This is a genomic window from Streptomyces sp. WG7 (genome assembly GCF_049975785.1).
Lineage (GTDB): Bacteria > Actinomycetota > Actinomycetes > Streptomycetales > Streptomycetaceae > Streptomyces.
Genome location: NZ_JBNGGE010000015.1, coordinates 93326 through 117922, shown reverse-complemented (window position 1 = coordinate 117922; position 24597 = coordinate 93326). Strand labels below are relative to the sequence as shown.

Below are 24597 nucleotides of genomic sequence, written 5' to 3'. Positions count from 1 at the left end.
TGTGCCCTCGTGTCTTCCCCGGCCCAGTGTGCCCGGGCCGGGGTGAAAGCCCCGTCAGGACCCGGGTCCGGTCACTCCTCCCCGGCAAGCGTCAGCGACCGCAGCTTCTGACCTGCGTACCAGGTCGCGAGCACGGTCACCCCGGCCAGCAGCACCGTCGCGGTCGTCAGACCGACGTCGGAGGTCACCAGGTTCCCGTCGGCGACCTTCTGGGCCACCGCCAGCGACCACTGCTGCACGCTCAGCGTGCGGGCACCGGGCACCAGCGAGCCGAACAGCGCCTCCCAAACGAGGGCGTAGACGAGGCCGAAGACCACCGCGTGCCGGGACACCGTGCCCAGCAGCAGGAACAGCGCGGCGTAGGCGATGGAGGCGACGAGCGCGGCGATCGTGTACGCGACGGCGATCTGCTGGCCGTTGCCGTTGAGGATCAGACCGGCCAGCAGGGTAGGTATGGCGGAGAAGACCATCGTCACGGCGACGGCGACGATCAGCTTGGTGAAGATGATCGTCGGCCGCTTGATCGGCTTGGACAGCAGGTAGACCACCGAGCCGTCGTCGATCTCGGGGCCGATGGCTCCGGTGCCGGCGATGACACCGATGATCGGCACCATGGTGGCGAGGGCGAATCCGCCCAGTACGTCCGCCGCCGTCTGGTCGTCGGCTCCGGCGAGTGCGCGCACCGCCACGGCGATGACGAGCAGCAGCAGGGGCAGCGCACCCAGGATGAAGGCCCGGCGACGGCCGAGCAGGGCTCGGTAGGTGAGCCTGGCGACTGTGGGGTCGTACATTCTTCGGCCTCCTACGCCGCGACGAGATACGAGAAGACGGACTCGAGGGACTCGTCGGACGGCGAGACCGTGAGCAGCCGGATGCCGTGGTCACGGGCGACCTTCGGCAGCAGGGCCGTGAACCGGCCGAAATCGACGGCCTGGATGCGCAGCGCACCCTCGGCGAGGTCGACCTCGATGCCGGACGTCGACGGGTCGGCGATCAGCGCTGCCGCGAGGGCCCGGTCGTCGCTGGAACGCACCAGGTAGCGGTGCGGCCGGTCGGTCATCAGACGGCGGATCTTGCGGAAGTCGCCGCTGGCCGCGTGCCGTCCGGCGACGATGACCTCGATGTGCCAGGCGAGCTGTTCCACCTCTTCGAGGATGTGCGAGGAGAACAGCACCGTGCGGCCTTCGTCGCCCATGCGCCGCAGCAGGTCCATCAGCTGCATGCGCTGGCGCGGGTCCATGCCGTTGAAAGGCTCGTCGAGCAGGAGCAGCGTCGGCTGGTGGACGAGGGCGGAGGCCATCTTCACCCGCTGCCGCATGCCCTTGGAGTACGTGGCGATCTTCCGGTCCTGCGCGTACTCCATCTCCACGGTGGCGAGCGCTTCGTGGGCCGCCTTGGCGCCGAGGCCGTGCAGTTCGGCATTGGCGAGGACGAACTCCCGGCCGGTGAGGAAGTCGTACATCGCCTCCCGCTCGGGGACGATGCCGATGTGCTTGTAGATGGCCTCGTTGCGCCAGACGGGCTGGCCGTCGAGGGTGACGCTGCCGGTGGAGGGGGCGAGGAAGCCGCCCATCATGTTGATGAGGGTGGACTTTCCCGCGCCGTTGGGGCCGAGGAGGCCGGTGACGCCGGGGCCGATCGTCATGGTGATGTCGTTGACGGCGACCACGTTGCCGAACCAGCGGGATACATGGTCGATGTTCAGCGTGGTCACAGTCCCACCTTCGTGTAGCGGCGCATCAGCAGGCCGTAGGCGCCGGCGATGAGTCCCAGGGTGACGAGGACGTAGACCGCGCCCTCGCCGGTGCTCGGTCCGATCCCGCCGGGGAAGGCCGAGGTGGCGCCCAGGAAGGCGGACTGCACGCCGTCGATGAGGGTGATCGGCGAGAACAGCCCGATCCAGGCGACGGCCCCGGAGCTGCCCTGGACGTCCGCGATGGCCTGGAGCGTGGAGACCGCGCCGTAGGTGATGGTCAGGACGGCGATGACGGCCGCGATGCCGAAGCCACGGCGCGGGGTGACGGATGCGACGACCAGGCCGAGGCCGGCGAAGAGCAGCGAGAGCAGTGCCACGGAGACGAGTCCCTGTGCGAACCCCTTGGTCTGGTCCGCGAAGTCGAGTTTGGCGAGCAGCGCGCCCACGTAGAGCACCAGCAGGGGCGCGGCGGTGAGGATGAACAGGGCCGAGGCCAGCGACGCGTACTTGGCGCGGACGTAGTCGGCGGTCTCGATCGGCCGCGAGAAGTACAGCGGCACGGTCTTGAAGCGCAGGTCGCGCGAGACGGACTGGGGGGCCTGCGAGGCGACGTAGAGGCTGATGACTGCCTGCAGGACGATCGCGTAGCGCGTGTAGTCCAGGGGCAGTTCGTCGGCCTTGGTCGCGACGGCGACGGCGACCATGATGGCCGCGGGCAGACACATCACCACGAACAGCAGCATCGGCAGCACCTTGGACTTGGCCGAGCGGCCGAGGCCGTAGGCGCCGCGCAGGGACTGCGAGTACAGCGAGCGGCGGGCGTAGGCGCGGCCGAGGCGGGGACCGTCGTAGCTGCGGTAGCCGATGTTGTGGATGCGGGTCTGGTCACCCGTCGCACGGGCTACGGGCTGCTCAGTTGCCATGGCCGGCTGTCTCCTTCCGTTCTGCGTCGCTGTCCGTGAAGACCTCCGAGATGTGGTGCCGGCGCTGTTCCATGCGCACCAGGCCGAGGCCGAGGTCGGCGATGACGTCCCGCACCAGGTCGTAGGTCTCTTCGCCCGCCGCGGTGAGCAGCAGGACGTGGCCTGCGCCGGGCAGACCGCTGCCGTCCTGGACGGTCACCCCACGCGCGTCGAGGGCGTCGCGTACCGCGCGGGTGCCGTCGGGGTGCTCGTCTGTGTCGGTGACCTCGATCGCGAGGGTCGTCGTGCTCTGGGTGAAGTCCGTGGTGGAGCTGGAGCGCAGCAGCTTGCCGCCGTCAACGACGACGACGTGGTCGCAGGTGCGTTCCAGTTCGCCCAGCAGGTGTGACGTGACCAGGACGGATATGCCGAAGTCGGTGTGGATGCGGCGGATGAGGCCGAGCATCTCGTCGCGGCCGACCGGGTCGAGACCGTTGGTCGGTTCGTCGAGGAAGACCAGCTGCGGGTCGTGGACGAGCGCCTGCGCGAGCTTCACACGCTGCTTCATGCCGGTGGAGTAGCCGCCGATGGGCCGGTAGCGCTCCTCGTACAGACCGACGTGGCGCAGGGTGTCGGCCGTGCGTTCGCGGGCGGCGGTGGGTGGCAGGCCGGACATGCGTGCCATGTGGACGACGAACTCGGTGGCCGAGACGTCGGGCGGCAGGCAGTCGTGTTCCGGCATGTAGCCGACCCGCTCGCGGATGTCGGCGCCCTTGGTGGCGACATCGAGTCCGAGCACTTCGGCCCGGCCCTCGGTGGCGGGAGACAGACCCAGCAGGATCTTGATCAGAGTGGACTTGCCGGCGCCGTTGGCACCGACGAGTCCGGTCACACCGGGTCCGACATCCACGGAGAGCCGGTCGAGCGCGGTCACCCGGGGGAACCGCTTGCTCAGGCTTTCGGTCGCGATCACAGTCACATCCATGACAGTAGTGACGCCCACCACTCGAGTCGTCAGACCGGAGAGCCGTCTTGGAATCAGACTCGAGTAGTACGGGCCCGTAGGGGATGCCGTACCTGAGAGCCACGAAGCCGCTTCCCGGGCCGCGCATCCCGGCCTGTTGACGCCGGATCCAACGGGCATCACCTCCACGGCGCGTTTCGCAGGCGTCGACGCCGACGGGGAGAAGCGGCGGCGCACGGCGCGGCTGTACGGACTGCGCAACTACCCGCCGAAGCAGGTGGCCGACGCCGTTCTGGAGGCGGTCGTTCACAACAGGGTCGTGGCCCCGGTGACGCCGGAGGCACGTGGCGCCCATCCGAGGTTCCGGTTCGCACCAGGAGTGTTGAGAGGGAACACGCGTGTAGAGCCGTCCCTCTGGTTTCCACAGGGGCCCTCAAAGAACCTGTGGATAAGTCCACTTGGCTGTGGATCAAACCTGTGCGGGAAACTCGATCGCGTGACGCGTGTCTCTCGGCCCGCTGGTTCCATGCGACAGGACCACATGTACGACAGACGCACCGTCAAGCTGGATGCCACTGCCATGCAGCGTGACGGGCCCGTCTTCCACGTCAGCGAGAACGGGGTCTGCCTGACGAGGAGAGTGCCGCCGCGGTATCTGCGATTCCCCGCTCGACACCGACCCCGCATGATCGGTGGCATGGAGCAGCTACCCACCACCCAGGCCGCCGTCACCGCTCTCCGCGCCATCGCCGCGGAGTACGCCCTGGAGATCGAGGTCACCGAAGACATCGGCGCGGACCAGACCTCCCGCCGCAGCGCCGCAGGCGTCGGCGTGACCACCGATGTCGACGGTTCCCTCCCCCATGAGGCGTTCGCCGAGTTCGGCGGGATTCCCCGGGTGAGCGTCCGGCTCTTTCCCGAGGGCGACGCCTTGATCACCGTCGAGGACGTGGAGTTCCCCGACATCCCGCGTGACGACGTCCCCGCGTTCCTGCGCTCTGTCTTCGGCGGCCTCGCCTTCGTCAAGGGGCGCCGTTTGATCGTGCCGCTGCCGGGTGACCGCACGTACAAGGAGTTCGTGCCGATGCTCCTCCTCACCCCGTGGCTGAGTGGTCGCGTACGGTGACGCATGGCGAGGCCGGTGGACGTTTCACGTGAAACCGGTTCGGGCGCAATAGGCTCGGATGCATGAGCCTGCGTCTGAGCACCGTGATCCTTCCGCACCGCCGCTGGCACGAGGGCGGCCGTTCGAGCTGGACGCGTGCCGAGCAGCTCGGATTCCACACCGCGTACACCTACGACCACCTGTCCTGGCGGAGCTTCCGGGACGGACCGTGGTTCGGTGCCGTGCCGACGCTCACCGCCGCCGCGGCCGTCACCGAGCGGCTGCGCCTGGGCACCCTGGTGACCTCGCCGAACTTCCGGCACCCCGTGACACTCGCCAAGGAGCTGATCTCCCTCGACGACATCTCCGACGGCCGGGTCACGCTCGGCATAGGAGCGGGTGGCACGGGCTTCGACGCCACCGCGCTCGGCCAGGAGCCGTGGACACCGCGCGAGCGGGCCGACCGGTTCGCCGAGTTCCTTCCGCTGCTCGACCGGTTGCTGACCGAGGACGCCGTGTCCTACGAGGGCGACTTCTACTCGGCGCACGAGGCGCGCAACATCCCGGGGTGTGTACAGCGGCCCCGGCTGCCGTTCGCGGTGGCCGCGACCGGTCCCCGCGGGCTGCGGCTCGCCGCCCGGTACGGGCAGGCGTGGGTGACCACCGGTGACCCGAAGCTGTACGAGAACGGCACCCCCGAGCAGTCGGACCGCGCGCTGCGGGACCAGGCCGACGGACTGGCCGCCGCCTGTGCGGCGATCGGACGGGAGGTGAGTGAACTCGACAAGGTCCTGCTCACCGGCTTCACTCCCGACCGCAGTCGACCACTGGAGTCCGTGAACGCGTTCGTGGACTTCGCCGGCCGTCACCGGGATCTCGGATTCACCGACCTCGTCGTCCACTGGCCGATCCCCGACTCGGACTTCACGGCCGACGAGAAGGTCTTCGAGCGGATCGCCATGGAGGCACTGGCGCAGCTGAAGAGCTGAGAGCCGTAGCTCACATATGTGCGGACTCGCGCACGGTCGTGCAGGCATATGCGTGACAATGGCCGGGTGACCTCAGCGACCCGACAGCCAGACCCCCCGGCCGCCGCCACTCGCCCGCGGCTCATCGCCACCGATCTCGACGGCACCCTGCTGCGCGACGACAAGTCGGTCTCCCCGCGTACGGTCGCCGCCCTGGCCGCCGCCGAGAAGGCGGGCATCGAGGTCTTCTTCGTCACCGGCCGCCCCGCCCGCTGGATGGACGTCGTCAGTGCCCACGTGCACGGTCACGGCCTCGCCATCTGCGGCAACGGCGCCGCCGTGGTCGACCTGCACGGCGGCCCCGGAGCACACCGGTTCGTGAAGGTGCGGGAGCTGGCCCGGGAGAACGCGCTGGACGCCGTACGGCTGCTGCGCGAGGCGGCGCCCGGCACGGTGTACGCGGTCGAGCAGACATACGGCTTCCACCAGGAGCCGGCGTACCCGAAAATGCACATGGAGGCCCCCGACGACCTCCTGCCCGCCGAGGAGATCCTGGCACCGGGTGGCCGCGCCGCCGCCGAGCCGGTTCTCAAGATCCTGGCCTTCCACCCCGAGCTGGACCCGGACGGTTTCCTCACGCTGGCCCGCCTCGCCATCGGCGACCGGGCCAACGTCACTCGGTCCAGCCCCAGCGCCCTGCTGGAGATCAGCGGGCCGGACGTCTCCAAGGCCAGCACGCTCGCCCTGTACTGCGCCGAGCGCGGCATCTCGCACGAAGAGGTCGTCGCCTTCGGTGACATGCCGAACGACGTCGAGATGCTCACCTGGGCAGGACGTTCGTACGCGATGGGCAACGCGCATCCTGACGTGATCGCCGCCGCGTCGGGGCGGACGGTCGCCAACAACGACGACGGGGTGGCGGTCGTGATCGAGCGGATGCTGCGGGACCTGCCCTAGCGGCTGGTCCCACAGCCCTGTCCCACGGGGTGCCCGGCCTCGCCGGGCGCCTGGACCGTCAGAGCGGCCGCACCGTCATAGCGGCACCCCGCGCTGCGCCAGCCACGGCACCGGGTCCAGCGCCGATCCCATCTCCGGTGTGACCCGTACCTCGAAGTGCAGGTGCGGTCCGGTGGAGTTGCCGGTGCTACCCGCCTGTCCGACCCACTGGCCGGGGCGGACCCGGTCGCCCTGGTCGACGGCGACAGCGGCCAGATGGGCGTACTGCGTGTAGTAGCCGCCCGCGTGCTGGACCACGACCTGGATGCCGAACGCACCACCGCACGAAACCTTCACCACCCGGCCCGTGCCGACCGACCGCACCGGCGTTCCCACCGGCACCGCGAAGTCCTGTCCGGTGTGCCGGTTCGCCCACCGCGTCCCACCGCTGCCGAACGACGCCGACAGGTCGTACGTCTCCACCGGTGACACCCAGGACCGGTCGAGGCGCACGTCCGGCTGGTCGAGACGGACCGCGCCGGGACACGAGCCGGCCGCGACCGAGGCGTCCGCCTGTCCCTCGAGCCGCGCCCGCGCCGCCTCCAGCTTGCCCTCGATCCTCTTCTTCAGCTCCGCCAGCCCGGCGTTGCGTTCCTCCAGCCTCTGCCAGGCCGACTGCGCCCTGGCCTCGTCGGCAGCGAGCCGGGCCTCGGCACGCAGGCTCTTCTCAATGGCCTTGTTGACGGCAAGATCCACGCGCGACACCGCTCGCTGACTGCGCATCAGCTCGTCGGGGTCATCCGCGAGAACCACCTGCGCGGTGAGCGAGAGCCCACCGCCGCTGCGGTACTGGGCGCGGGCGATCCGGCCCAGGTCCTCGTGCATGGCGTCGATCTTCTGCCGCTGCCGGTCGAGGCGGGACTCGTACTCCAGGGCCTTCGACCGCTGGGCTTCTGCCTCGCGCCGTCCGTCCTCGTACTGCTGGGTGGCCTTGGCCGCCTCCTCGTAGAGCCTCGCCACCTCCGCGCCGAAGGCGGTGCCGGAGCCACCGTCCTCGTCCACGGCGTCGCTGGGACGGGCCGCGAGCACGGCGAGCGCGCACAGCAACACCGGAACGAGCAGCGGATGTCGGCGAGGTGAGCGCATGACAGTGATCGTGGACCGGATGAGGGCCTGCGGTCTTGCCGAGGTCGTACGAGTGGGGGACCTGTTGCTGCACTCGGCTCAGTACGGCTGCTGCACATGGGGCAACCGGGCTCCGGCAGAGATCAGTTCAGTACGGTGCCGGCCACCGCGTCATCGCGCCACCGCCGCCCGCCCGGTGCCCGGCCCGATCCGACCGGTGCCGCCGCCGGTCTCGGCGCGGCCCTCGGGCTGGGCAGGCCGCGGGGCCGTCCGGACACCGTCGTGCGCGACGGTCCAGCCGCATGCCCCGCCGGCCGTCCGGCCGGGTGGCTGGCGCGCCGGCTGCGAGCTCGATGCGGGTCGCGTGCGCATGCCGTAAGGCGTTGGACAGGGCCTTGCCCAGCGCGGCGATGAGGCGATTGCCGGTCGGATCGCCGACGACGGTGCCGACCGGCCCGACGAACCGGTGCGGGGGTATGAATCCGAGCGGCACTGCGTGGTGATCTCGCGCGGAATGTCCGTGCGCCGCGGCGCGAGCCTGCGGGTCACTCCGCCCCCACGAGCAGTTCCGACGCCGCCTCCCGCTCGGCCATCGCCCGCAGCGGCCCCGGTACGGCGGCCAGTTCCGCGTACGCCCCCCGCTGCACGACGCGGCCCTCGTCCAGCACGATCACCTCGTCCACGGCGTCCAGGCCCACCAGCCTGTGTGTGATCAGCAGTGTCGTACGGCCCTCGGTCGCGGCCAGGAGATCGGCGGTGAGCGCGTCGGCGGTCGGCAGATCGAGGTGCTCCGCCGGCTCGTCGAGTACGAGGACGGGGAAGTCGGCGAGCAGCGCCCGGGCGAGTGCCAGCCGCTGCCGCTGACCGCCGGACAGCCGGGCTCCGTGCTCCCCGATCAGCGTGTCCAGCCCGTCGGGCAGGCCGTCGGCCCACTCCAGCAGCCGGGCCCGTGCCAGCGCGTCGCGCAGTTCTCCCTCGGCTGCGTCCTTCCTGGCCAGGAGAAGGTTCTCGCGCACCGAGCTGTCGAAGAGGTGCGAGTCCTGGGCGCACAGCCCGACGAGCCGCCGTACGTCGTCGCCAGCCAGGGCGTAGGCGTCGACGCCGGCCAGGGTGTATGAGCCCGCTTCGGCGTCGAGGAACCGCAGCAGCACCTGGGCCAGCGTCGTCTTGCCGGCCCCGGACGCTCCGACCACGGCGATACGCCGGCCCTCGGCCAGAGTCAGGTCCACCCCGGCGAGGGCCTGCCGGTCCTGCCCTGCGTGACGGGCGGTCAGCCCCTTGAGGACGACCGGGAACGGCGACGCGGGCGCCTGCCTGGGTGCCTCCGGCTCCCTTACCGGTTCGGGGGCGTCGAGCACCTCGTACACCCGCTCGGCACTCCTGTGCACACGCTGCCGGTACTGGACGGCCAGCGGCAGCCCGAGTACGGCCTCGAAGGCGGCCAGCGGGGTGAGTACGACGACTGCCATGGCCACACCCGCGAGCCGGCCTTCGGCGACGGCGTGAACCCCGGTGAAGGCGGCGCCCGCCACGGTCAGACCGGAGATCAGCGCGGTGAGCCCGTCCCCCAGCGCGGTGGCGGTGGCGGCACGCGAGGCGATCCGGGTGAGCGTGCCGTCGGCCCGGCGCGCCTCGGCGGCCCGTGAGGGCAGGGCGCCGGCGACGGTCAGCTCGGCGGTGCCGGTGAGCAGATCGGTCACCCGGGTGGCGAGCACGCCTCGGGCGGGAGCGAGCCTGCGTTCGGCCCGCCGTGCCACGGCGCCGGTGACCAGCGGGACCCCGGCTCCGGCCACCAGCAGACCGACCGCGAGGACGACCCCGGCCTCCGGCAGCAGCCAGGCCGTGAAGCCGACCGACGCGGCCGAGACGACCACCGCGGACGCGGCGGGCAGCAACCAGCGCAACCAGTAGTCCTGCAAGGCGTCGACGTCCGCGACGAGCCGGGACAGCAGGTCGCCCCGGCGGGTGCGGCGCAGTCCCGTAGGTGCCAGCCGCTCCAGTCGCCGGTACACGGCGACCCGGGTGTCGGCCAGCATCCGCAGCACGGCGTCGTGCGACACGAGCCGCTCGGCATAGCGGAACACGGCACGTCCGATACCGAAGGCGCGCGTCGCCGTCACGGCCACCATCAGGTACAGCACCGGCGGCTGCTCGGAGGCCCGCGAGATGAGGTACCCGGAGGTGGCCATCAGACCGACGGCACTGCCTAGCGCCAGACTGCTGAGCAGCAGGGCGAGGCCGAGCCGCCCGCGCCGGGCGGCGGACATCGCCCGCACCCTGGCGAGGACACCGCCGGGTGCTTCCGGCGAGGGGACCAGGTCATCGGGGACAACCGCCGCAGTATCCACGGGGGTCTCCTCGAAGCGTCGGGCGGCTGGCGTTCCGTGGGTCCGGCCGGCCGCGGCGGCCGGTGCCGGCTCCTCGAGCCGTACCACCCGGTCGGCCACCTCCAGCAGGGCCGGGCGGTGTACCACCAGCAGCACCGTCCGCCCCTGCGCCAGCCTTCGCACAGCGGCCACGACCTCGGCCTCGGTGGCCCCGTCCAGGGCGGCCGTCGGTTCGTCGAGCAGCAGCACCGGCCGGTCCGCGAGGAACGCCCGGGCCAGCGCCAGCCGCTGCCGCTGCCCGGCGGACAATCCGGCCCCGTCCTCCCCGAGCACCGTCCCCGTCCCCTCGGGCAGCGCGTCCACGAACTTCAGCGCGCCCGCGTCCCTCAGCGCGCGCCGTACGGCGGTGTCGTCGGCCTCGGGCCGGGCCAGCCGTACGTTCTCGGCGATGGTCCCGGCGTACAGGTGGGGGTGTTGCGGCACCCAGGCGACGCGGGCGTGCCACTGGGCCAGGTCGAGGGTCGTGAGGTCGGCTCCCCCGATGCGGACCCGTCCCCCGGCCGTGCGTACGAAGCCGAGGAGGGTGTGGAGAAGCGTCGACTTGCCCGCCCCGCTCGGGCCGACGAGCGCGACCGTCTCCCCGGGTTCGACGGAGAAGCTCACGTCCGTCACGGCGTCCGCGGCACGTCCGGGGTAGCGGACCGTCACGTCCTCGAAGGACAGTGCGCCGTTCACCGGCACCGGTCCGGTCCCCGAGGCGGGTACGGGCCGCTCCAGCACCGAGAAGATGTCCTCGGCGGCCGCGAGTCCCTCGGCCGCCGCGTGGTACTGCGCCCCCACCTGCCGCAGTGGCAGATAGGCCTCGGGCGCCAGTACCAGCACGACCAGACCGTCGTACAGGGCCATGTCGCCGTGGACGAGCCGCATGCCGATGGTGACGGCGACGAGCGCCACGGAGAGGGTGGCGAGCAGTTCCAGGGCGAAGGACGACAGGAAGGCGATCCGCAGGGTCCGCATGGTCGCCTGCCGGTACTCGCCGGTGATGCGCTTGATCGAGTCGGCCTGCGCCTTGGCCCGTCCGAAGACCTTCAGCGTCGGCAGCCCGGCGACCACGTCCAGGAAGTGCCCGGACAGCCGGGACAGGAGCTGCCACTGACGGTCCATCCGGGACTGTGTGGCCCAGCCGATCAGCATCATGAAGATCGGGATGAGCGGCAGGGTGCCGACGATGATGGCCGCGGAGACCCAGTCCTCGGTGACGATGCGGGCGAGTACGGCCACGGGTACGACCACCGCGAGGCCCAGCTGCGGCAGATAACGCGAGAAGTAGTCGTCGAGGGCGTCGACTCCACGGGTGGCCAGCGCCACGAGCGACCCGGTCCGCTGTCCACTCAGCCAGCCTGGACCGAGCGCGGTGGCCCGCTCCAGCAGGCGGCCTCGCAGCTCGGACTTCACTGCCGCGCTCGCCCGGTGCGCGGCCAGCTCGGTGAGCCATCCGACCAACGCTCGTCCACAGGCAACGGCCACCAACAGCAGCAAGGGGGCGCGGAGTTCGGCTGCCGTCATACCGGACTGGAAGGCGCTCACCACCACTTCGGCGATGAGCATCGCCTGGGCGACGAGCAAACCGGCGCCGACGGCGCCCAGGACGACGACCGCCGTCAGGAAGAACCTGGTGGCCCGGGCGTACCGCAGCAGACGTGGATCAATGGGTTTCACGTGAAACATGCCCTCCCGTCCAGGGTGTGTGTTTCACGTGGAACATGACGCCGTGCCACGTGAAACACACACCGACCGGACTCAGTGCGCGGGTTCGGCGATGTGCTGGGTGCCGATCCGCTTGCGGAACACCCAGTACGTCCAGCCCTGGTAGAGCAGGACGACCGGCGTGGCGACCGCGGCCAGCCACGTCATGATCTTCAGGGTGTAGGGGCTGGACGAGGCGTTGGTGACGGTGAGACTCCAGTCCGCGTTGAGCGTGGACGGCATCACGTTCGGGAAAAGCGTCAGGAAGAGCATCGCCACGGCGGCCACGATGGTGACGCCGGAGAAAGTGAAGGACCAGCCCTCCCGCCCGGCCTGGTTGGCCATGAGGGCGACGATCAGCGATGCGACGGCCACCAGCAGGGCGACCAGGCTCTTCGCGTCCCCGTTGTCGACCTGCGTCCAGGAGAGGAAGGCCAGGGCCAGCACGGCCGCGACAAGGCCGACTCGCAGCGCGAGGGTCCGGGCCCGCTCGCGAATCTCACCGACGGTCTTGAGGGCCGTGAACACCGTCCCGTGGAAGGTGAACAGCGTCAGCGTGACCAGGCCACCGAGGAGTGCATACGGATTGAGCAGGTCCCATACGGAGCCGACGTACTCCAGGTCCCGGTCGATCTTCACGCCGTGGACGATGTTGCCGAAGGCCACGCCCCACAGGAACGCCGGGATCAGCGAGGTCCAGAAGATCGCGGTCTCCCAGTTGCGCTGCCAGTTCTCCTCGGGTCGCTTCACTCGGTACTCGAAGGCGACGCCCCGGACGATCAGGCAGACCAGGATGACGAGCAGGGGCAGGTAGAAGCCGGAGAAGAGCGTGGCGTACCACTCGGGGAAGGCTGCGAAGGTCGCACCGCCCGCCGTGAGCAGCCATACTTCATTGCCGTCCCACACAGGCCCGATGGTGTTGATCAGCACCCGCTTCTCGGCCCGGTTCCGGGCGAGCAGCCTGGTGAGCACGCCGACCCCGAAGTCGAACCCCTCCAGGAAGAAGTAGCCGGTCCACAGGACGGCGATCAGAACGAACCAGACGTCGTGCAGTTCCATGACTGTGCAGCTCCCTCGGCCTAGTAGGAGAAGGCCATCGGCTTGTCGGCGTCACGGAGGTCGCCGCCGATCTTCGTGGGCGGGTTGAGGTCGGCCTCGGTGAGCTCGGGCGGGCCCGCCTTGACGTACTTGGCGAGCAGCCTTACCTCGATGACGGCGAGGATGGCGTAGAGCGTGGTGAAGACGACCATCGAGGTGATGACCTCCGCCTGCGAAACACCGGGGGAGACCGCGTCGCGTGTCTGCATCACGCCGTAGACGACCCAGGGCTGTCGGCCCATCTCCGTGAAGATCCAGCCCCAGGAGTTGGCGATCAGCGGGAACGCCATCGTCCAGAGGGCAAGAAGCCAGTACAGACGGGAGAGTCTCGTGCCGAGCGGGTTGCGCAGCAGGACCAGATGGGGCACCTCGTCCTCGCCGGTCCGCAGGGCGGCCGGAAGCATGAACTTCTTCCGCGTCAGCCACAGGCCGAGCAGTCCGAGGGAGAAGGACGCCATCCCGAAGCCGATCATCCAGCGGAAGCCCCAGTAGGCGACGGGGACGATGGGCTTGTAGTCCCCCGGGCCGAACTTCTCCTGCAGGGCTTTGTTGGTGTCGTTGATGCCCGGCACGTAGGAGTCGAAGTCGCTGTGGGCGAGGAAGGACAGCAGGCCGGGGATCTCCAGAGCGACCTTGTTGTGCCCCTTGTCGACGTCTCCGTAGGCGAACACGGAGAAGGGCGCCGGCTCCTCGCCGTCCCACAGAGCCTCGGCGGCGGCCATCTTCATCGGCTGCTGCTCGTACATGACCTTGCCGAGGGTGTCGCCGCTGACGGCGGTGAGCACACCACCGACCGCCAGGGTGACCAGACCGAGCCGGAGCGAGGTCCTCATCACGGGGATGTGCTTCTTGCGCATCAGGTGGAAGGCTGCGATGCCGACCATGAAGGCGCCGCCCGTCAGGAAGGCCGCAGAGAAGCTGTGGAAGACCTGGTTGAGCGTGGTGTTCTGGGTCAGGACGGCCCAGAAGTCGGTCAGCTCGGCTCGGCCCTTCTCCTCGTTGATGCGGTAGCCGACGGGGTGCTGCATCCAGGAGTTGGCCGCGAGGATGAAGTAGGCCGACAGCAGCGTACCGATCGAGACCATCCATATGCAGGCCAGGTGGATCTTCTTCGGCAGCTTGTCCCAGCCGAAGATCCACAGGCCGATGAAGGTGGACTCGAAGAAGAAGGCGATCAGCGCCTCGAAGGCGAGCGGCGCACCGAAGACATCACCGACGAACCGGGAGTAGTCGGACCAGTTCATGCCGAACTGGAACTCCTGCACGATGCCGGTGACGACCCCCATGGCGATATTGATCAGGAAGAGCTTCCCCCAGAACTTGGTCGCCCTGAGGTACTTCTCCTTCTCCGTACGGACCCAGGCGGTCTGCAGTCCGGCCGTGAGGGCCGCCAGCGAGATCGTCAGCGGGACGAACAGGAAGTGGTAGACGGTCGTGATGCCGAACTGCCATCGCGCCAGCGTCTCCGGCGCCAGAGCCATGTCCACGTCGTCAGTCTCCTTACATCGCCACATCGCCGTGGTCAGCGGCGGTTTGAGCGTGTATGTCACACCTATCTCGGGCGCAACCGGGACACGCTTGTGAACGCGTTCACATTCACAAGCAATTATGACGTACAGCTTTTCAGCATCGGAAGGGGGGTCCCCTGTGACGTCAAGCCCTTGGTGAGAGCTTCGACGTGTTGGTGAATGCGCCGCGCGTGGATACGGGTCTCATGGCGTGAAGGGGTGCACTTCGGAACGAACATGCCGGTTTCACGTGAAACGGGTCACCTTCATGTGAAACCGGCACTCAACAGGTCGCCCTCACCGGAAACGGCTACCCAAGGTCTCCGAGCCGGGCACGGCCACACGGCCACCTTCTGGACCGATGGCGACGCGCTGGCGCCGCCGTAGCCGCCGTATGGGCACACGCCTGTCTCGCGAGTGAGTGCGTGAGGGAGGGAAGGGTGGCAGGGAGGGAGAGAGGACCTGTGCCACCTCGTGCGCCACCGCGCGAGTCTCCTGCCATGCCCTGAGCGCCCCTACGGCAACGGCGGGTACGGAGTGTCTACAGCCCCTTGCGGAACTCCTCCGACACCTTCAGGAAGATGTCGTTCGCCTCACTCTCCCCGACCGTCACCCGCACTCCCTCACCCGGGAACGGGCGGATGACCACGCCGGCCTGCTCGCAGGCGCCGGCGAAGGCGACCGTGCGCTCTCCCAGCCGCAGCCACACGAAGTTGGCCTGGGTATCCGGCACTGTCCAGCCCTGGGCGCGCAGCGCGTCGACCACGCGCGTGCGTTCGCACACCAGCGAACCGACCCGCCCGATCAGCTCGTCCTCGGCCCGTAGCGAGGCGATCGCCGCCTCCTGCGCGATCTGGCTCACCCCGAAGGGCACCGCCGTCTTGCGCAGCGCCGCCGCCACAGGCTCGTGTGCGATCGCGAACCCGACCCGAAGGCCGGCGAGTCCGTACGCCTTGGAGAAGGTCCGCAGGACGCAGACGTTGGGCCGCTTGCGGTAGATCTCGACACCGTCCGGCACCTCGGCGTCGCGGATGAACTCCCTGTAGGCCTCGTCGAGGACCACCAGCACGTCGCTCGGCACCCGGTCGAGGAACCGCTCCAGCTCGGCCCGCCGCACCACCGTGCCCGTCGGGTTGTTCGGGTTGCAGACGAAGATCAGCCGGGTCCGGTCGGTGATCGCGGCCGCCATCGCGTCCAGATCGTGAACGTCGCCCGGCGTCAGCGGCACCTTCACGGACGTCGCGCCGCTGATCTGGGTAATGATCGGGTAGGCCTCGAAGGAACGCCAGGCGTAGATCACCTCGTCGCCCGGACCCGAGGTCGCCTGGATCAGCTGCTGCGCCACACCGACCGAGCCAGTGCCGGTGGCCAGGTGGGACAGAGGCACTCCGAACCGGTCCGACAACTCGCTCATCAGGGCCGCGCAGGCCATGTCCGGGTACCGGTTGAAGGACGAGGCCGCGGCCGTCACCGTCTCCATCACGCCCGGCAGCGGCGGATAGGGGTTCTCGTTGGAGGACAGCTTGTAGGCCACGGGGCCGCCGGACGCGGCAGGCTTGCCCGGCTTGTAGGTGGGAATACCCTCCAGCTCGGCGCGCAACTTGGGGCTCGTCTCGCTCACCGCAGTCCTCCTCGTGACCACCACCGGCATCGAATACTTCTCACCTTAAGAGGATTCGACGCCCCTGCGTATAGGTGAGGCCGGACCGCCCGCGTCACACTGGCATCAGGGAAATCAAGGGCATCAGCGCACGAAGGCGCACGATTCGGGGGGCGCGCCTCACATATATCTACGCGCCGGTGGCTCACGCCGTAGCGCGCATCCCTCGTGCAGGTGAGTTGAGACCTCTTCGCAACATCTGCCACTTGGCAGGCCCCCGCTGGTCGACACGTCAGGTAATGGGGTCCGAGAGCCCAAGTAGCTTGCTTTGCAAGGCTGTTATGGCTTGATGATCATGCAGAAACGTGACTGTCAACGCGTGCATATGCGTCCGCCCTACCCCATGCCATGAGCCCTACTATCGGCTCGCCATGACAGCAGCAGGGAAGCACCAGGTGAGCCGCGCGGAAACCTCACGTCGAGGCAGTCGGCCGGGCCGGGCGGGCATCAGGGACGTGGCCGCCGCCGCCGGAGTATCCATCACTACCGTCTCCGATGCCCTCAACGGCAAGGGCCGACTCCCGGATGCCACCCGGCGCCATGTGCGCGAGGTCGCCGACCGACTGGGCTACCGGCCCTCGGCCGCCGCCCGCACGCTCCGCACCGGCAAGTCGGGACTCATCGGCCTGACCGTGACGACATACGGGGATGAACCTTTCACCTTCACCGAGTTCGCGTACTTCGCCGAGATGGCGCGCGCCGCCACGTCCGCCGCGCTCGCCCGCGGCTACGCCCTCGTCATCCTCCCGGCGACCTCCCGTCACGACGTGTGGTCCAACGTCGCCCTCGACGGCACCGTCGTCATCGACCCCTCCGACCACGACCCGGTCGTCAGCGAACTGGTACGCCAGGGCTTACCGGTCGTCTCCGACGGCCGCCCGGCCGGCTCGCTCCCCGTCACCGCCTGGGTCGACAACGACCACGAGGCCGCCGTACTCGGCATCCTCGACCACCTGGCCGACGCCGGCGCCCGCAGGATCGGCCTGCTCACCGGCACCACGACCGACACGTACACCCACCTGTCGACCACCGCCTACCTGCGCTGGTGCGAGCGCGTCGGCCAGGACCCGGTCTACGAGGCCTACCCGGCGCACGACCCGTGCGCCGGCGCGGTCGCAGCGGACCGGCTGCTCGCCCGCCCCGACCGGCCCGACGCCGTCTACGGCCTGTTCGATCCGAACGGCACCGACCTGCTCGCCGCCGCCCGCCGCTACGGGCTGCGCGTACCGGAGGACCTGCTGCTGGTCTGCTGCAGCGAATCCACCGTGTACGCGAGCACCGAGCCCCCCATCACCACCCTGTCGCTGAAACCCCGCCGCATCGGCACCGCGGTGATCCAGGTCCTCATCGACGCCATCGAGGGGCTCGACTCGGACCAGCCGGTCGAACAGGTGATACCGACCGAACTGATCGTGCGCACGTCGTCGCAGCGCCGCCCGTCCCGTACGACGGTCAGTCCGCCGCGGACGCCCGAGGGCGAGTAGGGCCGCCCCGGAGGCGCGACAAGGCGGAGCCCGGCCTGCACGGCCGCGGTAACGACGGCAGCTCCGTGGGAACGACGGCGAAGGCGGCGGAGGCAGCGCTCGACACGTCCGGGGCGTCCAAAGCGTCCGGGGCACGGCCGAACCGCCACTGCGGACGGGTGAAGCCGGGCCCAATCGGGGCGAAAGCCGCGGTGAAACGGAGTCCTGCTCTGATTCACCACCCCTGGGTCATCACACAGCGCGATCCGCATTCCTATGATGGGCCCACACACCGCGGGCCGCTGCGACCAGGCAGTCCGAAGCGGTGCAGATGCGGCGCGATGGTGGAGGGGTCGATGACTCAGGGGGCCGGTCAGGGACCCGAGGTGGAGCGGACGGCGACGGTACGAGACTTCCGGGTGCCCGCGTACGTCCACGAGGCCGCTCCGTACGCCGCCACCGGCACGCGCGCGGGCGAAACCGCGCCGCCCGAGGAGGAGTACGAGGAGACCCTTCCGGAGGGGTACACACCCACTCAGCGGGATCTGCCCGTCATCCGTCGGGGTGACACGGTCCAGGTGACCGTCGATCCCGAACCGGCCGCGGTGCAGCAGCCCGCCACGGGTCAGGGCCCGCTCTTCGTCGTCGGCGACGTACACGGCTACCTCGACGAGCTGGTGGCCGCCCTCCAGGAGAAGGGCCTCATCGACGCCGCCGGACAATGGTGCGCGGGCACGTCCCGCCTGTGGTTCCTCGGCGACTTCACGGACCGCGGCCCGGACGGCATCGGCGTCATCGACCTGGTGATGCGGCTGTCCGCCGAGGCCGCGGCGGCCGGCGGATACTGCAAGGCGCTGATGGGCAACCACGAGCTGCTGCTGCTCGGTGCCAAACGGTTCGGGGACACGCCCGTCAACTCCGGGGCGGGCACCGCCACGTTCCAGGCGGCCTGGCTGCTGAACGGCGGGCAGAAGACCGACATGGACCGCCTGCAGGACCACCACCTGCAGTGGATGGCCCGCCTCGACGCCCTCGAAGAGGTCGACGGCCACCTCCTGGTCCACTCCGACACCACCACCTACCTGGACTACGGCCGCTCCATCGAGGAGGTCAACGACACCGTCCGCGAGGCGCTGACGCGCAACGACGCGGAGGAGGTGTGGGACCTGTTCCGCAAGTTCACCAAGCGCTTCTCGTTCCGCGACGAGGGCGGCGCCGACGCCGTGCGTTCCCTGCTGGACACGTACGGCGGAACCCGGATCGTTCACGGCCACAGCCCCATCCCCTACCTCCTGGGCGAGGTCGGCTCCGAGGACGGCGAGGACGACACCCGTACCGCGGTGGAGGGACCTCATGTCTACGCGGACGGGCTGGCCATCGCGATGGACGGCGGCGTGACCATGGCCGGAAAGCTGCTGGTCCAGCAACTCCCGCTCGACGCCTGACCGTTCACCACACGGGTTCGCGCATGACCGCGTCGATACAGCTCGGCACCCAATTTCTGTAAACCCCCTGTCACCGTCCACCGTCACGGCTCTACCATCGGCTTATCCGTAGCAGGCTCCCCTCCGTTTCTGCCCGACGGCTCGTTGGCATGCGAGCCCCAAGCCCTACGGAGCATCGGGGGATGCACATGAACAGCGTTCCGCAGTACCTGCCGAACGAGGACCGCAAGGAGTACGAGCGGATCCTCGACGAGGCACTGCGCTCCGCACCACACCGCCCGGAACTGGCCGCTGTCGGACAGCGCCTCAACCCCGAACAACTGCGCACCATGGCACTCAACGCCACCGCCCTCATCACGGCGGCGGCCACGACCGAGTACCAGCACTACGTGAAGGTCCGCGAGGAGCTGCGCCACCCGGCGCCGTCCACCCCGTCGGCCGCCCCGTCGTCCACGCGTGATTCCGGCACCGCCGAGCCGGGCACGGGCGCGTCGGGGCTCGCCGCCACCATGGGCGAGGTCGCCGAGGCGACCGGCGCGGGTGCCTTCGCCGTCGTCACCGTCCTGGCACCCGTCCTGGCCGGCACCGCCGCGGCGATCTTCCTGCTCGTCGGCTACCTCCTGAAGCTGCTCGATCCGGGGCAGACCTTCGCGCAGACCATGCTCACCACCGGATGGGTGTTCGGTGCCGTGACCGCGGTGGCGATCCTCGTCGCCGCGGTGGGCCTGCTGCTCACCGCGCTGCGCAATCGCCCCTCCGCCGAGCCCGTCCGCTACGGCGAACTCGACGAGGAAGTGGTCCGGGCCAGGGACGCCTGGCACGACGCCCTGCTGGAACGCGGCATCCTGCCCTTCCTGCGGGAGGCACTCGCCGCTCCGAACACGACGGCACTGCACCGTACGGGACCGGTGGCGCCGGCCGGCCGCATGCCGCACCTCGGCTACGACCGTCCCGGATTCACGAGCCCCGACGGCGGCTCGGAGGCGAGTCGGCGTCCGCGTTACTCGAGCCCGGACTACAGCAGCCCGGACTTCGGCGGCCCGGAGCACCAGCCCGAGTAGCCACCGCCCCGGGCGGGCAACGGATCAGAGGATGCCCGCCCGGCCGGCGGCAGTGATCCAGGACGGGAACTCGGACAGCAGGCGGTCGTACAGCTCCGGGTCGGGGACGGTGCTGATGTCGTCCACGGCGAAGAAGCCGACGTTGTCGACACGGCGGCCCGGCAGCGTGTCGAAACGCTCGAGCACCCCGTAGTTGGACCGCCCGAGCCCCACGAACTGCCAGAAGACCGGTTCCTCCACCGCGCCCCGCAGCTCGCGCTCGATATCGGCGTTGCGGTAGACACCGCCGTCGGAGAAGAACAGCACCAAGGTCGGAGCCGACGCCGGGTTGTCCCGGACGTAGGACCGGATCTCGGCGATCACCTTCTGTTCCTCGTTCTGGATGCCGACCGCCCGCATGTCGACCTGCTCCGGGTGCAATCCCTTCTTCCTGCCCCGGCGGAAGAGGCTGATCTCCCCCACGCGCACGTGCAGCCGCAGCCACTCGGGAAGCTCGCCGAGGCGGAGGTCGGGCAGGCGGGCGGGGTTCGAGGCGAAGGTCCATGCCTGCATCTCCCCGTCGTCGTCCAGTTGTGCGGCGACGGCGGCCATCCGCTCCACGACGTCCGCGACCACGCCCTTGGAGTAGAGGAAGGACATGGACCCGGAGGCGTCGAGTACCAGGATGACGCGCGCGGTGACACCGGACGCGCCGTGCTTGGTCAGGCTGACCGCTACCTGTTCCTTGCGCAGGGACAGCCGCTTGCGCATGTCGACGGGAAGGTGCTCCTCGCCCTTGGTGAGACGGGGCCCGGCGGCAGGAGGCGCCGAGGACGCCGACGGCGGGGCCGCTGCTGTGGGCGGGGCGGACGGAGACGCCGGTACGTACGGTGCCGGAGGTTCCGACGGGGCTCCCGGTGCCGGAGGTGACAACGGGACTGTCCGGACCGAAGATGCGGACGGGGCCTGCGGCGCCGGGGGTACCGACAGCGCCGACGGCAGGGGAGAGGCTGCCGTTGACGGGGCGGCGGGCGCGGCGGGATCGTCGTCCACGCTGATCCCGAAGTCGGTGGCCAGCCCCGCGAGTCCGGAGGCGTACCCCTGTCCGACCGCACGGAACTTCCACTTCCCCTGGCGCCGGTACAGCTCGCCGCCGACGAGGGCGGTCTCCGTGCCGGCCGTGATGTCGAACCGGGCCAGCTCGGTGCGGGTCCCGGCGTCCAGCAACCGCAGTGACAGTCCCGGGATCTGGCCGAACGTCCCGCCGTCCGCCGAGGCGCACAGCACGATGCGGTCGACGGCCGGTTCCACCGAGCGCAGGTCCACCTCTACGGCGTCGGTCGTGACACCCGCGCCGGCCCCGTGGCCACCCTGCTTGCCCAGGTGCCCCACTGCGTCGGACGCGTGGCGAGGCTGGTTGTAGAAGACGAAGTCGCCGTCGTCCCGCACCTGTCCGGCCGAGGTGAGCAGGAGCGCGGAGGCGTCGACCTCGGGCACACCCGGCCCGGCGGACCAGACGAGTTCGACGCGCACCGCGGGGGAGTCGACGGCGAGGTTGGCGCCCTTGCTCAGGGAGGTGGCTGTCATGCGCCCAGTCTGCCCAGCCGAGCCGTCGGTGGGGAGGGGCGGGCGTCGACAGCGTGTCCTGCTCGCCTACCTGCTCTGCCCTGCGTGCCCCCTCTTCCCCGTCTCCCGCATCGATGCGGGGGACGGGGAAGGCTGCTCGTCCCCGTCCCCGGTCGGTGCCAGACGCAGCAGTTCCTCACCGGTCGCGTACAGCTCGACCAGTAGCGGTCGCAGAGCTCGGCCCGCTTCCGTCAGTCCGTACCGGGTCCGCACGGGAAAACCACGGCGCCTTTCGGCCTCCACCAGGCCCCGCTCCCGGAGCGTACGCAGCCGCTCACTGAGCACTTTCGCCGACAGCTCGGGGAACAGCGTCCGCAGCTCGGTGAAGCCTCGGTGTCCTCCCATCAGTTCACGCAGCAGCAGGGTGGTCCAGCGGCCGGAGACCGCGGCGAGAGCGATCTCCACCGGGCAACCGGCCTCGGGGCGATGAGTGCGGCCTCGCACCCCTGGGACCAGCTCCGGGTCCCACGCGTGGGTTTCCGCTTGGTGACCCATGTCGAGAGGCTGTTCGCTTGCCACATGACGCATCCTCCCAGTGTGCTCCTGGCGCACAGCGCCACCGATCACCCTTACGCTTTCGCGCGAGCTTTCAACACCTTCGATCCCGCGGCCCTGGACCAGCTCTACGAGGCGGACGCCGGCTTCGTGCCGACGCCCGGGCGCCTGGTCACCGGCACCGGCCGATTCAGGGCCAACGACGACTTCCTGCGCCTGCGCGTCCCGATCGAGGTGACGCCACGCCACACATACGTCGTCGGTGACCTGGCACTGCTGATCGTCGACTTCGTCATCGCCGGCACGGCCGCCCACGGCGGCCAGGTCCACATCGAGGGCACCGCGACAGACGTGGCTCGCCGCGGGCCGGACGGGTACTGGCGTTACGTGATCGACAATCCGTTCGGGGTGGCAAGCCCTCCCGGACAGACATCGGCCCCCGGCTCACGCTGAGTCCCCGCCGCGCGTACGGAGGGGTGGCTCAGCGTGAGGTCAGTGCAGACGGAACTCAGTCGGCCAGCGGCAAGTAGACCCTGTTCCCGCCTGCCGCGAACTCCTTCGACTTCTGGGCCATGCCCTCCTCGATCTCGGCCTTGCTGCCTCCGTGCTCCCGTCGGATGTCCTGCGAGATCTTCATCGAACAGAATTTCGGTCCGCACATGGAGCAGAAGTGGGCCGTCTTCGCAGGCTCGGCCGGCAGCGTCTCGTCGTGGTACTCCCGTGCCGTGTCCGGGTCGAGAGCCAGGTTGAACTGGTCCTCCCAGCGGAACTCGAAGCGGGCGTCCGACAGCGCGTCGTCCCATTCCTGCGCACCCGGGTGGCCCTTGGCGAGATCAGCGGCATGGGCGGCGATCTTGTAGGTGATGACGCCGGTCTTGACGTCGTCACGGTTGGGCAGCCCCAGATGCTCCTTGGGCGTGACGTAGCAGAGCATGGCCGTGCCCCACCAGGCGATCATCGCGGCACCGATGCCGGAGGTGATGTGGTCGTACGCCGGCGCGACGTCCGTCGTCAGCGGACCGAGCGTATAGAACGGAGCTTCATCGCAGATCTCCTGCTGAAGGTCGATGTTCTCCTTGATCTTGTGCATCGGAACGTGGCCCGGGCCTTCGATCATGGTCTGAACGTTCAAACGCTTCGCGATCCGGTTGAGTTCCCCGAGCGTCCGCAACTCCGCGAACTGCGCCTCGTCGTTGGCGTCCGCGATCGAGCCCGGCCTCAGGCCGTCGCCGAGCGAGTACGTGACGTCGTAGGCCGCGAGGATCTCGCAGAGCTCCTCGAAGTTCTCGTACAGAAACGACTCCCTGTGGTGCGCCAGACACCACGCCGCCATGATCGAGCCGCCGCGAGACACGATGCCGGTCTTGCGGTTGGCGGTGAGCGGCACATACGCCAGGCGCACCCCCGCGTGGACCGTCATGTAGTCCACCCCCTGCTCGGCCTGCTCGATGACCGTGTCCTTGTAGATCTCCCAGGTCAGCTCCTCGGCCCTGCCGTCGACCTTCTCCAGTGCCTGGTAGAGCGGCACTGTCCCGATGGGGACGGGGGAGTTGCGCAGCACCCACTCGCGAGTGGTGTGGATGTTGCGTCCGGTGGACAGGTCCATGACCGTGTCGGCGCCCCACCGGGTCGCCCAGGTCATCTTGTCGACCTCCTCTTCGATGGAGGACGTCACAGCCGAGTTGCCGATGTTGGCGTTGACCTTCACCAGGAACCTCTTGCCGATGATCATCGGCTCGATCTCCGGGTGGTTGACGTTGGCCGGGAGAACGGCGCGGCCCGCCGCGATCTCCTCGCGCACCACTTCCGGCGAGACGTTCTCCCTGACGGCCACGTATTCCATCTCCGGCGTGACCTCGCCCCGGCGTGCGTACGCGAGCTGCGTGACCGCTTTGCCGTCCCTCCCCCGGCGCGGCTGACGAGGCCGTCCAGGGAAAACGGCGTCGAGGTTCCGCAGACCACCGCGCGGGGAGGTGTGCTTGATTCCGTCGTCCTCAGGGCGGACGGGACGGCCCGCGTACTCCTCGGTGTCACCGCGGGCGATGATCCAGTTCTCTCGCAGCGGCTCCAGCCCCCTGCGAACGTCGGTGTCGACGAGTGGATCGGTGTACGGGCCCGACGTGTCGTAGAGCGTGACCGACTGCCCGTTGGTGAGATGCACCTGACGAACCGGCACCCGCAGGTCGGGGCGCGAACCCTCGACGTACGCCTTGTGCCAGCCGATGGACTTCCCGGCCTCCGTGGGTTCCGCCTGGGCGGAATTCTGCGTGGAGGCAGGCGTGCGTGCGTCCTTGATGGTCATGAGACCTACTCCCTACGCCGGCATTACCCGGTAACAGGTTCGGCGGTCGACGCAGCGGCTTCCGTCTGCCGACGCTTCGTGGGAAACATCACTCGGCTTCGGTGACGTTTCCCGTGAAACATCGCTGGGACGGAGGTCAGCGCCCTCTCAGCCCGGTGCTCCGAGCTCCCGCGTGTACAAAGGTGCCTCCA

At 69.5% G+C, this 24597-nt stretch carries 19 protein-coding genes and 1 pseudogene; 8 read left to right on the top strand and 12 right to left on the bottom strand.

The genetic code is table 11. From position 1 onward, the window contains the following. Positions 1–71: 71 nt before the first annotated feature. The 4 genes from ACP4J0_RS17930 to ACP4J0_RS17915 are packed head-to-tail and all read right to left on the bottom strand — an operon-like array spanning position 72 to position 3583. Positions 72–791, bottom strand: a complete 720-nt coding sequence (locus tag ACP4J0_RS17930; RefSeq protein ID WP_426599668.1) for an ABC transporter permease — start codon at positions 789–791, stop codon at positions 72–74. Between the two features lie 11 nt (positions 792–802). Then, positions 803–1714, bottom strand: a complete 912-nt coding sequence (locus tag ACP4J0_RS17925; protein WP_426599667.1) for an ABC transporter ATP-binding protein — start codon at positions 1712–1714, stop codon at positions 803–805. Beyond that, positions 1711–2619 (bottom strand): ABC transporter permease, encoded by a 909-nt coding sequence (locus ACP4J0_RS17920; protein WP_426599666.1) that lies wholly within the window; start codon positions 2617–2619, stop codon positions 1711–1713. Before ACP4J0_RS17920 ends, ACP4J0_RS17925 begins: the two co-directional genes overlap by 4 nt. Next, positions 2609–3583, bottom strand: a complete 975-nt coding sequence (locus ACP4J0_RS17915) for an ABC transporter ATP-binding protein (protein ID WP_426599665.1) — start codon at positions 3581–3583, stop codon at positions 2609–2611. Before ACP4J0_RS17915 ends, ACP4J0_RS17920 begins: the two co-directional genes overlap by 11 nt. 127 nt (positions 3584–3710) lie before the next feature. Between ACP4J0_RS17915 and ACP4J0_RS17910 the strand changes: the two are divergent. From ACP4J0_RS17910 to ACP4J0_RS17895, 4 genes and pseudogenes are all read left to right on the top strand, one after another. Continuing rightward, positions 3711–3977 (top strand): annotated as a pseudogene (locus ACP4J0_RS17910) (SDR family oxidoreductase); the annotation flags it as partial. A gap of 270 nt (positions 3978–4247) precedes the next feature. Beyond that, positions 4248–4688 carry a hypothetical protein gene (locus ACP4J0_RS17905; RefSeq protein ID WP_426599664.1) on the top strand — a complete coding sequence of 147 codons (441 nt, stop codon included), beginning with the start codon at positions 4248–4250 and terminating at the stop codon, positions 4686–4688. 62 nt (positions 4689–4750) lie between these two features. Beyond that, complete coding sequence (locus tag ACP4J0_RS17900; protein WP_426599663.1) at positions 4751–5656, top strand: LLM class flavin-dependent oxidoreductase; 906 nt, start codon at positions 4751–4753, stop codon at positions 5654–5656. A 48-nt stretch (positions 5657–5704) separates the two neighbouring features. Then, complete coding sequence (locus ACP4J0_RS17895; protein ID WP_426599662.1) at positions 5705–6592, top strand: HAD family hydrolase; 888 nt, start codon at positions 5705–5707, stop codon at positions 6590–6592. A gap of 75 nt (positions 6593–6667) precedes the next feature. On the opposite strand, the gene ACP4J0_RS17890 is transcribed toward ACP4J0_RS17895, so the two are convergent. The 5 genes from ACP4J0_RS17890 to hisC all read right to left on the bottom strand — a co-directional run bounded on the left by ACP4J0_RS17890 (position 6668) and on the right by hisC (position 15996). After that, complete coding sequence (locus tag ACP4J0_RS17890) at positions 6668–7717, bottom strand: peptidoglycan DD-metalloendopeptidase family protein (RefSeq protein ID WP_426599661.1); 1050 nt, start codon at positions 7715–7717, stop codon at positions 6668–6670. 524 nt (positions 7718–8241) lie between these two features. Continuing rightward, positions 8242–11742, bottom strand: coding sequence for a thiol reductant ABC exporter subunit CydD (gene cydD, locus ACP4J0_RS17885; RefSeq protein ID WP_426599697.1), 3501 nt, complete (start codon positions 11740–11742; stop codon positions 8242–8244). A gap of 81 nt (positions 11743–11823) precedes the next feature. After that, positions 11824–12828: a cytochrome d ubiquinol oxidase subunit II gene (gene cydB / locus ACP4J0_RS17880; protein WP_426599660.1), complete on the bottom strand. Its 1005-nt coding sequence runs from the start codon at positions 12826–12828 to the stop codon at positions 11824–11826. Positions 12829–12848: 20 nt separating this feature from the next. After that, the gene (locus tag ACP4J0_RS17875; RefSeq protein WP_426521582.1) at positions 12849–14354 is read right to left on the bottom strand and encodes a cytochrome ubiquinol oxidase subunit I; all 1506 of its coding nucleotides are present in this window, start codon (positions 14352–14354) and stop codon (positions 12849–12851) included. Positions 14355–14916: 562 nt separating this feature from the next. Continuing rightward, the gene (gene hisC / locus ACP4J0_RS17870; RefSeq protein WP_426599659.1) at positions 14917–15996 is read right to left on the bottom strand and encodes a histidinol-phosphate transaminase; all 1080 of its coding nucleotides are present in this window, start codon (positions 15994–15996) and stop codon (positions 14917–14919) included. Between the two features lie 410 nt (positions 15997–16406). Here hisC and ACP4J0_RS17865 point away from each other — a divergent pair, with 410 nt between their 5' ends. The 3 genes from ACP4J0_RS17865 to ACP4J0_RS17855 all read left to right on the top strand — a co-directional run bounded on the left by ACP4J0_RS17865 (position 16407) and on the right by ACP4J0_RS17855 (position 20004). Continuing rightward, positions 16407–17519, top strand: coding sequence for a LacI family DNA-binding transcriptional regulator (locus ACP4J0_RS17865; RefSeq protein ID WP_426521467.1), 1113 nt, complete (start codon positions 16407–16409; stop codon positions 17517–17519). 320 nt (positions 17520–17839) lie between these two features. Beyond that, complete coding sequence (gene sppA / locus ACP4J0_RS17860) at positions 17840–18943, top strand: Ser/Thr/Tyr protein phosphatase SppA (protein WP_426599658.1); 1104 nt, start codon at positions 17840–17842, stop codon at positions 18941–18943. Between the two features lie 182 nt (positions 18944–19125). Further along, a complete protein-coding gene (locus ACP4J0_RS17855) occupies positions 19126–20004 on the top strand; it encodes a hypothetical protein (protein ID WP_426599657.1) in 879 nt (292 codons plus the stop codon). Between the two features lie 24 nt (positions 20005–20028). Here the strand turns inward: ACP4J0_RS17855 and ACP4J0_RS17850 are convergent, their stop codons facing one another. Further along, positions 20029–21570 (bottom strand): VWA domain-containing protein, encoded by a 1542-nt coding sequence (locus ACP4J0_RS17850; protein ID WP_426599656.1) that lies wholly within the window; start codon positions 21568–21570, stop codon positions 20029–20031. 66 nt (positions 21571–21636) lie between these two features. Beyond that, entirely contained in the window at positions 21637–22104 is a 468-nt protein-coding gene (locus tag ACP4J0_RS17845) for a winged helix-turn-helix transcriptional regulator (RefSeq protein ID WP_426599655.1), read from the bottom strand. Between the two features lie 24 nt (positions 22105–22128). Between ACP4J0_RS17845 and ACP4J0_RS17840 the strand changes: the two genes are divergently transcribed. Further along, positions 22129–22557 (top strand): YybH family protein, encoded by a 429-nt coding sequence (locus tag ACP4J0_RS17840; RefSeq protein WP_426599654.1) that lies wholly within the window; start codon positions 22129–22131, stop codon positions 22555–22557. A 55-nt stretch (positions 22558–22612) separates the two neighbouring features. Here ACP4J0_RS17840 and thiC read toward each other — a convergent pair whose 3' ends face one another. Next, positions 22613–24406 (bottom strand): phosphomethylpyrimidine synthase ThiC, encoded by a 1794-nt coding sequence (gene thiC, locus ACP4J0_RS17835; protein ID WP_426599653.1) that lies wholly within the window; start codon positions 24404–24406, stop codon positions 22613–22615. Positions 24407–24597 lie beyond the last annotated feature (191 nt).